The following is a 9,905-nucleotide window of genomic DNA, read 5'->3' as shown; positions in this document are numbered from 1 at the left end:
GGCCTGGAGTTCACGCTCGGCGGGTTCCGCGATCTGAACGGGATGATCACCTCGCACGCGGCGCTGGCCCGCGAGCTCGCGCCGAACCAGCTGAGCACGGTCTGCACCAGCAGGATGGTGGACATCAGCGCCACCCCGACCACCACCGCGGTGGCCGCGACCCGGTAGCGCGGGCCGTTGGCCGCGTCGCCCAGCAGCGAGCGGCGGTTGGTCAGCACCAGCAGGTAGACCAGCACGATCGGGCTGATCAGGCCCTGCAGCACCTGGGTGCCGATGAGCAGCTGGATCACGTCCACCGGGGTGAGCGCGACGATCGCGCCGAGCGCTATCTGCGCGGTGAACAGGCCCAGGAAGAGCGGGGCGTCGCGGAAGCTGCGGGAGACCGATCGCTCCACGCCGGCCGCCTCGCCCACCGCGTAGCTGGCCGACAGCGGCACCACCGCGCCGGCCAGCGCCGAGGCGCCGAGCAGCCCGAGGGCGAACAGCACCTCGGCCCCGCGCCCGGCCACCGGCCGCAGCGCCGAGGCGGCCTGCGCGGCGGACTCCAGCGGACCGGTGCCGCCGATCGCGGCGGCGGTGGCGATGATGATGGTCAGGCTGATCAGGCAGGCGAAGACGGCGCCGATGATCGCGTCGGCCCGGATCAGCTTGTAGTCCTGCGGCTTGGAGCCGCGGTCCACCACCCCGGCGGCGGCGTAGAACTGCATGTACGGGCTGACCGTGGTGCCGATCAGGGCCACCGCCAGCAGGATGAAGTCCTTGTTGGCCTCGACGTGCGGCACCACCAGGTGCTGGCCGACCGCGCTCCAGTGCGGGTGGCCGAGCACCATGGCGACCGGGTAGGCGAAGAAGGCCAGCGAGAAGACCAGGAAGATCCGCTCGGCCCAGCGGTAGGAGCCGAACAGCACCAGCGCCCAGAGCAGCACCGCGGCCGGCGGGATGACCGCCCACTTGGGCACGCCGAGCAGCCCGAAGGCGGCGCCGATGCCGGCGAACTCGGAGACCACCAGGCCGGTGTTGGCGAGCATCAGGCAGGCCACCGCCAGCGCGGTCAGCCGCAGGCTGAACTGCTCGCGGATCAGTGCGCCCAGCCCCTTGCCGGTGTAGGCGCCGAGCCGGACCGCCATCTCCTGCACCATCACCAGGGCGACGGTGACCAGCACCATGAAGAAGAGCGTGCCGTAGGTGTACTGCGAGCCGGCCGAGGCGTAGGTCGCGATGCCGGCCGCGTCGTTGCCGGCGTTGGCGGCCACCAGGCCGGGGCCGGCGATCAGGGCCAGCGCGGCGATCCGGCCCCAGCGCCGGCGCGGGGCGGGCCGGCCGGCGGCCGCGGTCTCGGCCGCGGCGGCGGGCGACGTGCCCGTGTCCAGGTCGCTGGTCACTGCAGGAACCTCCGGAAGTGCAGCCGGCCGCGCTCGGGCAGCAGGGCGTCGAGAATGTCGTCGGCCAGGATCCGGCCGAGCGGGCGGTCGGACTCGTCGACCACCAGCAGCGAGGAGGCCCGGGCGGCCACCAGGCGGTCGGCGGCCTCGGCCAGCCGGGTGTCCGGACGGACCGTCACCGGCGAGCCGAACTGGGTCAGCCAGTCCGTCAGGTCGGCCAGCACGGTGGTGTCCTCGGCCACCGCCAGGTCGAAGAGCGGGATGTCGGCGATCAGCCGGCCCTCCTTGTCCAGCACCGCCACCGCGTCGATCTCGGTGCGGTGCTCGGCCTGGGCGGCCAGCTCGGCCCGGATCTCGGCCACGCTCTGCCCCGGCGCGGCGGTGATCAGCAGCGTGGTCATCGCCCCGCCGGCGGTGCCCTCACGGTGCTTCAGCAGGCCGCGCAGCTCGGCGGCCTCGCCGGCCGGCATCCGCGCCAGCAGGGTCTCCCGCTCGCCGGGCGCCAGGTCGCGCAGCGCGTCGGCGGCCTCGTCCGGCTCCATCTCGTCCACCAGCCGGGCGGCGTGCTCCGGCGGTGCCTCGCGCAGCAGGTTCTCCAGCTCGGTGGGCTCCATCTCCTCCAGCGCGTCGGCCGCCTGCTCCGGCTCCAGCCAGCCGAGCAGCTGCTGGCGCTCGGTGCGGCCGAGGTCCTCCAGGATGTCGGCGAGCTCGGCCGGGCGCAGCTGGTGCAGGGCCGACCGGGAGGCGCGCAGCCGCACCTCGGCCGGCCCGGCGGTGGCCTGGGCGCCGAACGGGGCCACGGCCTGCCAGTCCAGCACCCGGTCCGGGGTGGGGCGGACCTGCCAGCGGCGCGGGCCGAGGCGGCGCAGCAGGGTGGGCAGCGAGACGTCCACGCCGACCAGCACCACCCGGCCGGTGAGCGGCGCGAGGTACAGGTCGGCGGCGCGGGTCACCTGCACCCCGTCGACGTCGACCAGCTGGTGGTCCATCACGTCGCGGGCCAGCAGCACCTCGCCGGGCCGGCGGCTGAAGTCGCGCAGGTCCACCCGGGCGGTGCGCAGCCGCACCTGGCCGGCCTGCACCCGCTCGATCCGGTCGGCCGCCAGGAAGGCGCGGCGCCGGCCGATCCGGATGATCAGGCCGGTGACCGGCGGGTACGGGTCGGTGCCGTAGAGCTTGGCGACCACGTCGACCACCCGGCCGACCTCCTCGCCGGCCTGGTTGGTCACCGGACCGCCGACCAGACCGGCCAGCGAGACCAGCGAGGCCCGCACGGTGCGGCTGGTGGTCGCGCGCTGGTCGAGGCCGGTGCGCCGCTCGCGCAGCCGGGAAGCAGTGGTCATGAACAGAGTGTTGCTGGCCAAGGTGAACACCCCCTAGCCCCGGTGTGGAACCGGGGCGCCGGGCGGCGACGGGCAGCACGCGTTCCAGGGACGGGCGCCGGGACGGGGCGTCAGGAACGGGTGGACAGCACCGGGCCGCGGAAGGTCGGTGAAGTGGAAGCGGGGAAGGGCCGACTATGGCCCGGACTACTGTCCATCTCGCCTCCCTCCCGGATGTCCTGTTGAAGCCGCGTAAAGAATAGGGCCTGGGAACCCCCGGTCGGTCCATCCATGACCAAGGTTTGACCTCATACCAGCACCTCGCGCCCCGGCTCGGAGTCCGCGTCCTCCAGGTGCCAGTGCAGGTCGCGCACCCCGGGTTCGAGCGACAGGCGGCTGACCACCTGCTCCAACGCGGCGGTCACGTCGCCCTCCACCGCCACCGTGGCGCGCAGGCCGGTGACGTCGCCCTCGGCCTCGCGGCGGGCCCGCAGGCCGGTCGGGGCCAGCCGGGAGCCGGCCAGCGCCTGCACCAGCAGGGCCCGGACGTGCGTCTCGGCCTGCCGGTCGCAGCGCAGGTGCACGGTGGCGAGCAGCTGCGCGTCCGGGTCGCTGCCCGCCGCCGGCGCGCGGTCCAGCAGCCGGGCGGCCGGGCGCAGGACCAGGTGGACGGCGAGCACCGAGAGGGTGCCCAGCACCGCCAGGTCGATCCGGCCGGACGCGGCCAGCACCCCGACCGCCGCCGAACACCACAGCGTGGCAGCGGTGTTGAGGCCGCGGACGCCGCCGCCGTCCTTCAGGATCACGCCGCCGCCGAGGAAGCCGATGCCGGAGACCACGTAGGAGGCGACCCGGGTGGGGCTGCCGGTGTCGCCGACCGCCTCGCTGTACAGGACGAACAGGGTGGCCCCGGCGGCGACCAGGGCGTTGGTGCGCAGGCCGGCCATCCGGGCCCGCCACTGCCGCTCCACCCCGATCAGGGCGCCGCAGCCGACGCCGGTGGCGAGCCGGAGCAGGAAGTCGTAGGTCGTCAGGGTGTGCACGGGCACCTCCCGGTGAACTCGGGGGCACGCGGCGGCGCTCCCCACCGTGCGGGCGCGCAGACTGACGGGCCGTCACGCCGGGAACGGGCGCACGGGGTCAGGCGCGGCAGCTTCGCGCGGGAGAGGGGTTCATCGCGTGCCGGGACAGGACGAGGACAGGCGGATGCGGGGTCGTTTGTGACCCGGACTGGTACTGGCTTCCATGTCTCTCGCCTCCTCCCGGCCGGACGCACCGGTCACGGTGCGCTGAATCGACGCGGCAAGGAGCTCACCGGCACGCACGCGGCTGCCGATTCACCCCAACTCGTCAGAGCTTTGGCACTCCACGGCGTGATCCCCGCCCTGCGGCGCGGGAAGCCACTTGGGATCAACCCTTAACTCGGGAAGACCTGTCCTGAACCTGGGCGTCTCTCGACGTCGTCGGGTCAGTGGCCTGTGTCCGTGAAGACGCCTCACCGAACGAGGTGCCTTTCAAACCTGGACAAGCTTAAACCCCCGGCGCGCACGAAGTTGCGTGCTTTACCTAACCTTGACCTTCTCGGTCGGCGGCCGCGGCGTCGGGGCGGGCGTCAAGGTGGCGTGAAAGCGGGCCGGTTCCGCGTAGTCGGAGCGTCAAGAGCGGGTGCGGGCAGGGCGGATCGGGTCTCCACTGGTAGCTGGAAACGGTCCGCCCGGACCCGGGCGCCGTGCTCGCAGCAGTGGAAGGAAGCGATCCGCCATGACCGATCTCCAGGTGGCCGCCCTGGTGGCGTCCGACGAGCGCCGGTCCCGGCCCGCGGTGCCGCCGGCGCTGCGCCCGGTGTCCCGGCGGGCGCTGCCCGCGCCCGCCGCCCGTCCGGCCGAACCGCCGGAACCCGTCGAACCCGGCCCGGGGCCGGCGGCCGCGCACTGCCGGTTCGCCCTCCGCTACCTGGACTGACCGCCGTGGCCGCCGCCGCCGGGCCGCGCCCCGGCACCGACCCGCTGCGCTTCGTGCCGGTCCGCACCGTGGCCGGCGTTCAACTGCTGCGCTTCTTCCGCCGCCGGGACGGCGGCCGCTGCGCCGTGGCCTTCAGCTCGGTCCGGGCGCTGCACGAACTGCTCGGACCGGAGCAGGAGTTCGCCGAGCTGACGGAGCGTGCGCTGCGCGCGCTGAGCGAGCCGGTGGGGGTGCGCCGGATCTGCCTGGACCCGAGGCTGGTGGCCCCGCCGGTGCTGCCCGCCGCACCGCCGGTGGACCCGGCCCCGCCGCGCCGGCCCGCCGCGGTGGTGGCGGACGGCTGACGGCGACGGCCCGCCCCCGGCGAGCGGGGGCGGGCCGGGTCGGCGGCGGTGCGGCTCAGGCGGTGCGCTCGCGCCGGCCGAGGTACGCCACCAGGCCGATCACCAGCAGCAGCACCGCCAGGCTGACCTGGCCGGTGCCCAGCGCCAGGCCGCCGCGGGCCTTGCTCACGCCGAGCCAGTCGGCGAACGAGGCGCCCAGCGGGCGGGTGAGCACGTAGGCCCACCAGAACGAGAGCACCGGGCCGAGCCGGAGGAAGCGGTGCGCCAGCGCGGGCACCAGGATCAGGCCGGCGAACAGGAAGCCGGAGCTCAGGTAGCCCAGCCCCAGGGTGGCGGCGGTCAGGTCGCCGACCGCGGTGCCCAGCGCGAAGGTGGTCATCACCGCGGCCCAGTAGAACAGCTCCCGGCGGGTCCCGGTGATCTCGTGCACCGACAGGGTGCCCTCGACCTTGTACCAGAGCCCGAAGAGCGCGAGCAGCAGCACGCCGAAGCCGGAGGCCGAGACCGCGTAGGGGATGCCGACGACGACGTGCAGCACGTCGGCCGCCATGGTGCCGAAGACGCTGACCATCACCACGGCCAGCCAGTAGACCGCGGTGACGTACCGCCGGGTCCGCAGCTGCCAGACCAGCGCGGCGGCCAGGGCCAGGAACGCGGCGCCGACCGCGAGGACCGGGTCGAAGGTCTTGGCCAGGTAGTCCGACGTGGTCTCGCCCATGCCGGTGGTGAGGATCTTGGTCAACCAGAACAGGCCCGTGACCGCCGGGACCTTGCTCAGCGCCGAGCCGGCGGTGGTGGCGGCGCGGTGCGGCCGCGGTGACTCGGTAACCGTGATGCCGGAGATGACGGCACCCCTCTCAGGACGGGGAAGACAGGTCTCAGGACGGGGAAGACAGGGGAAGACAACGGTGCGGACGGCGCGGACGGCCGGTCCGGCGTCTACGGCAATGTAGACGGTCTGCTTCCGGGGCGTCCAACCGCCCCGGGCGTGCCGGTTCGGGCGTCGGGCGCGGGCGGTATAAAGGGCTCCATGACCAGGAAGTCGTCCGCCTCCGTGACACTGGAGGACGTTGCCCGGGTGGCCGGGGTGTCGCGTGCCACCGTCTCACGGGTGGTCAACGGCCGGGCCTCGGTGGACCCGGCGTTGCGCTCGGTGGTGGAGCAGGCGATCGCCGCCACCGCGTACGTGCCCAACCGGGCGGCCCGCTCGCTGGTCACCGGCAGCACCGGCTCGATCGCGCTGGTGGTCTCCGAGGAGGGGCTGCGGACCGCGCAGCGGCACCCCGCGGACGAGCAGCACCCGAGCTTCGCCGGCCGCATCTTCACCGACCCGTTCTTCGGCCGGGTGGTCGGCGGCGTGATGGGGGAGATCCGGCCGCGCGGCGTGCAGATGGTGCTGCTGCTGGTGGACGACGAGCAGTCGCGCCGGCAACTGCTCAACTACCTGCGCCAGGGCCACGTGGACGGGGTGGTGCTGATCTCCACGCACGCCGAGGACCCGCTGCCCGAGTGGCTGGCCGAGGCCGAGGTGCCGGCGGTGATGTCGGCCCAGCCGGTGCGGCCGGTGCCGATCGGCTGGGTCGAGGTGGACCAGCGCGGCGGGGTCGGCCTGGCGGTGGACCACCTGGTGGCCGACGGGCGCCGCCGGATCAGCACGGTGACCGGCCCGCTGGACACCCCGGCCGCGCGCGAGCGGCTGGCCGGGTTCCGCGAGCGGCTGGTGGCGCACGGGCTGGCGCCGGCCGCCGAGGTGGAGGGCGACTTCACCCAGGCGGGCGGGGCGGTGGCGATGCGCCGGCTGCTGGAGCTGGCCCCGGACACCGACGCGGTCTTCGTGGCCTCCGACCTGATGGCGCTGGGCGCGCTGCCGGTGCTGCACCGCAGCGGGCGGCGGGTCCCGTCGCAGGTGGCCGTGGTCGGCTTCGACGACAGCAGCGCCGCCCTGGCCTGCGACCCGCCGCTGACCACGGTGCGCCAGCCGGTCGAGGAGATGTCCGCCCGGATGGTGCGCCTGCTGCTGGACCGGATCGCGGACCCGGCGGGCGAGCCGGGCGCCGCCTGGTTCGAGGCCACCCTGGTGGTGCGGGACTCGGCCTGAGCCCCGCAGCGCCACGGCCTCACCGGGGCCCGCAGCGCCACGGCCTCACCGGGGCCCGCAGCGCCACGGCCTCACCAGGGTTGCTCCAGCCAGGCCGAGAGCGCCCAGCGCCAGTGCAGGGCGTGGTCCAGCACGCGCTCGGGCGGTGCGGCCCGGCCGAACGGGGTGAGTTCGGCGAGGCGGCGCAGGCGGTGCTTGACGGTGTTGGGGTGCAGGTGGAGCGCGGCGGCGGTGCGGTCGATCCGGCTGCCGCGGTCCAGGTAGTCCAGCGCGGTGCGGGCCAGCCGCCGGTGCGCCGGGTCGGCGGGGTCCAGGTCCGCGAGCAGCTCGGCGGCCAGCAGCCGGCCCAGCTCCTCCGCCGCGTCGGTGGCGACCGGGACGGCGAGTCCGGTGAGCCGCCTGGTCCCGGTGAGCCCGCGCCGGCGGGCGGCCGCCAGCGCCGCCCGGGCCAGCCGGTAGCCGGCGGGCAGGTCGGCCGCGGGCACCGGACCGGCGGTGACGGTCAGCTCGGGCCGGGGCTCGGGCGGTCGGCCGGTGAGCACGCAGAGGTGGCCCTCGACCAGCGCCGACGCCCCGTCGACCGAGACGTGCTGCTGGGGGTCGGTCACCTCGCCCAGCAGCAGGTGGTACCGCCCGCCCGGATCCAGGCCGGCGGCCGCCAGCCGGTCCAGCGCCCCGTCCACCAGCACCTCGCGCAGCGCCTGGATCCGCGCGGCCCGGCCGGCGGCCAGCAGCCGCAGTTCGGTCTCCTGGTAGGCCACGATCAGCCGGTGCTGCAGCTCGCCCGCGTGCGCGTCGAGCTCCACCATCACCTCGACCAGCTCCGGCAGCGCGGGACCGGAGCCGTCCAGCCCCTCGGCGACGCAGCGGAACACCTGGTTGCGGGCGGCCCGGAAGCCGTCCAGCAGCGCGGCCAGCGGCACCCCCTGCACCGCCCGGTCGGCGGCCAGCCGGGCCGCCGACCGCAGCTGCTCGCGGTCCAGCCCGCCGGTGTCCAGGAAGGCGGTGGCCACCGCGGCCAGCAGGGCGGCGATGTGCCGGCTGACCTCCTGCTCCGGCAGTGCGCCCACCTGGGGCGAGGCGGTCCGGGCGGCGTCCACCACGGACTGCAGCACGGCCGGGTCGGCCCGCAGCCGCGCCATCACCCGCCGGACCGCCACCCGCGCCGGTGCGGCCACCCCATCACCGTCCCGTCGGAGCGTCAGCCCCGGCTCGCGGACAGGGCGTTCAGTGCGGACGGGTCCATCCTGGCCGCCCGCTCGCGCTGCGGGAAGGTGCCGACCGGCACCCGGGCCACCTCGGTGGCGGTCGCGTAGTCGACCACCGACACCTGGCCGGCCTGGCTGAGCGAGACGAAGCAGTACCGGTCGTCCGGACCACCGCTGGTGGCCCAGTACGGCAGGCTGCCGGTGGGGTAGTCGACCCGCCCGGCGGTGAACAGCCCGTCGGTGGTGACGATGGCGGTGTAGTCGTCGATCGTGCCCACGTCGCAGAGCCGGCTCTGGTCGCCGGAGAGGGCCAGCCCGTGGTGGGCCGAGTTCTTCGGGTAGGAGTCCGGGGCCAGCGCCTGCCCGGCGGGGCTGAACGGCATCGGCACGGTGGCGGTGGTCCGCCCGGAGTCCAGGTCGTAGCGGACGAAGCCGTTGAAGTAGGAGAGCTCGGTGTAGAAGGTGGTCCCGTCGGCGGCCAGCACGTTGGGCCGGATCCCGTGCGGGAAGTTCCAGGTCTTGACCACCTTGAGGGTGGTCGCGTCGACCTTGGTCAGCTGGAAGGCGCCCTTGAGGAACTCCAGCGCCTGCGGGAAGGTGACCACCCCGATGCTGGAGTTGTAGATGTACTTCCCGTCCGGGGTGAAGTCGTTCTGGTGCGGATAGGAGCCGGTCGCGAAGGTGCCGACCACCGCGCCGGTCGCGGTGTCCAGCACCTCGGCCTCGTTGGCGGTGGTCGCCGAGACCACCCAGCGGGTGCCGTCGGGGGAGAGCGCGGCGTGGTCGGCGTGGAAGCCGTCCAGCCGGGTGCGCCAGAGCTGGCGGTGGGTGGCCAGGTCGTAGGCCACGGTGTCGTCCAGGTTGCCGCGCGAGACGTAGAGGGTGCGGCCGTCGGGGGAGAGCGCGACGTCGTCCACGAAGCGGTCGCCGCCCTCGACGCCCTTGACGATCGCGTAGCCGGCCCGCTGCACCAGGTCCATCTGGTCCAGGCGCTGCTGCAGGTCGGGGATCACGTCGAAGCTGCCCAGGTTGGCGAAGGTGCGGGCGTCCACGAAGCTCACCGTGCCCGACTGGCTGTTGCCCACCAGCAGCACGTCGCGCAGGTCGGCCCGGTCGGCGTGCGCGCCGGTGGCGGCCAGGGCCGGGCCGGCCAGCGTCAGCAGGGCGACCGAGCCGCGCACCAGTCGGCTGCGCAGGGTCCGGGCGGTCATCGGCGCTCCTCTCAACGGGTCGCCGCGCCGGGAGAGTTGACGCGGCTGCGGCAAGTGTGGCCGCGGCGGCGGCGCGGGGCCATGGCCGCGGTCGCCAACGTTGGTCCGGGCGGTTGGCGGTCGCGGACAACGGCGCGGACCACGGCTGTGGGCAACGACTGCGGACCACGGCCGCGGTCGGGGGTGCGCAGCAGGTGCACGGGTCGGCGCGCGGGGTCGGTGTACAGCGCAGGTGTACAGCCAGGCTGGACAGTCCGCCCCCGGAGGATCTAGCGTGGGGGCATGGAACCGACCCCCGTGCCCACCGCCGACCCGGCCGCCCGCGCCGCGCGCCGGGCCCGCCGGGAGCGGCGGACCGCGGCGACGCCGCCGGATCGG

General features: G+C 74.9%; 9 protein-coding genes and 1 riboswitch. Of the genes, 3 read left to right on the top strand and 6 right to left on the bottom strand.

Going from position 1 to position 9,905, the window contains the following annotated elements; translation table 11 throughout:
• The 3 genes from ACFW1A_RS14670 to ACFW1A_RS14660 all read right to left on the bottom strand — a co-directional run.
• On the bottom strand, positions 1 to 1,382 hold a 1,382-nt coding region (locus tag ACFW1A_RS14670; RefSeq protein WP_380408848.1), incomplete at its 3' end, for an NRAMP family divalent metal transporter.
• The gene (locus ACFW1A_RS14665) at positions 1,379 to 2,725 is read right to left on the bottom strand and encodes a magnesium transporter MgtE N-terminal domain-containing protein (protein WP_380408846.1); all 1,347 of its coding nucleotides are present in this window, start codon (positions 2,723 to 2,725) and stop codon (positions 1,379 to 1,381) included. The genes ACFW1A_RS14665 and ACFW1A_RS14670, both read right to left, overlap by 4 nt.
• 287 nt (positions 2,726 to 3,012) lie before the next feature.
• The gene (locus ACFW1A_RS14660) at positions 3,013 to 3,747 is read right to left on the bottom strand and encodes an MgtC/SapB family protein (protein WP_380408844.1); all 735 of its coding nucleotides are present in this window, start codon (positions 3,745 to 3,747) and stop codon (positions 3,013 to 3,015) included.
• A 291-nt stretch (positions 3,748 to 4,038) separates the two neighbouring features.
• Positions 4,039 to 4,218: riboswitch (M-box (ykoK) riboswitch) on the bottom strand.
• 247 nt (positions 4,219 to 4,465) lie between these two features.
• On the opposite strand from ACFW1A_RS14660, the gene ACFW1A_RS14655 reads away from it, so the two are divergent.
• Together ACFW1A_RS14655 and ACFW1A_RS14650 are read left to right on the top strand one after the other, a co-directional pair.
• The gene (locus tag ACFW1A_RS14655) at positions 4,466 to 4,666 is read left to right on the top strand and encodes a hypothetical protein (RefSeq protein ID WP_380408842.1); all 201 of its coding nucleotides are present in this window, start codon (positions 4,466 to 4,468) and stop codon (positions 4,664 to 4,666) included.
• 5 nt (positions 4,667 to 4,671) lie between these two features.
• Positions 4,672 to 5,010, top strand: coding sequence for an SAV_915 family protein (locus tag ACFW1A_RS14650; protein ID WP_380408840.1), 339 nt, complete (start codon positions 4,672 to 4,674; stop codon positions 5,008 to 5,010).
• Positions 5,011 to 5,065: 55 nt separating this feature from the next.
• Here the strand turns inward: ACFW1A_RS14650 and ACFW1A_RS14645 are convergent, their stop codons facing one another.
• The gene (locus ACFW1A_RS14645) at positions 5,066 to 5,752 is read right to left on the bottom strand and encodes a hypothetical protein (protein ID WP_380408838.1); all 687 of its coding nucleotides are present in this window, start codon (positions 5,750 to 5,752) and stop codon (positions 5,066 to 5,068) included.
• A 288-nt stretch (positions 5,753 to 6,040) separates the two neighbouring features.
• On the opposite strand from ACFW1A_RS14645, the gene ACFW1A_RS14640 reads away from it, so the two are divergent.
• Positions 6,041 to 7,108 (top strand): LacI family DNA-binding transcriptional regulator, encoded by a 1,068-nt coding sequence (locus tag ACFW1A_RS14640; protein WP_380408836.1) that lies wholly within the window; start codon positions 6,041 to 6,043, stop codon positions 7,106 to 7,108.
• 71 nt (positions 7,109 to 7,179) lie between these two features.
• Here ACFW1A_RS14640 and ACFW1A_RS14635 read toward each other — a convergent pair whose 3' ends face one another.
• Together ACFW1A_RS14635 and ACFW1A_RS14630 are read right to left on the bottom strand one after the other, a co-directional pair.
• The gene (locus tag ACFW1A_RS14635; protein WP_380408834.1) at positions 7,180 to 8,286 is read right to left on the bottom strand and encodes a helix-turn-helix domain-containing protein; all 1,107 of its coding nucleotides are present in this window, start codon (positions 8,284 to 8,286) and stop codon (positions 7,180 to 7,182) included.
• Positions 8,287 to 8,309: 23 nt separating this feature from the next.
• Entirely contained in the window at positions 8,310 to 9,527 is a 1,218-nt protein-coding gene (locus ACFW1A_RS14630) for a YncE family protein (RefSeq protein WP_380408832.1), read from the bottom strand.
• Between the last annotated feature and the right edge of the window lie 378 nt (positions 9,528 to 9,905).

This window comes from Kitasatospora sp. NPDC058965 (assembly GCF_042741245.1).
Classification (GTDB): Bacteria; Actinomycetota; Actinomycetes; order Streptomycetales; family Streptomycetaceae; genus Kitasatospora.
The sequence above is the reverse complement of the archived record's forward strand: the minus strand, read 5'-3'. Positions and strand labels throughout refer to the sequence as shown.

Excerpts from the sequence above, each read along its gene's own strand:
- ACFW1A_RS14665 (WP_380408846.1), bottom strand. The coding sequence starts at position 2,725 with ATGACCACTGCTTCCCGGCTGCGCGAGCGGCGCACCGGCCTCGACCAG.
- ACFW1A_RS14630 (WP_380408832.1), bottom strand. The coding sequence starts at position 9,527 with ATGACCGCCCGGACCCTGCGCAGCCGACTGGTGCGCGGCTCGGTCGCC.
- ACFW1A_RS14655 (WP_380408842.1), top strand. The coding sequence starts at position 4,466 with ATGACCGATCTCCAGGTGGCCGCCCTGGTGGCGTCCGACGAGCGCCGG.
- ACFW1A_RS14640 (WP_380408836.1), top strand. The coding sequence starts at position 6,041 with ATGACCAGGAAGTCGTCCGCCTCCGTGACACTGGAGGACGTTGCCCGG.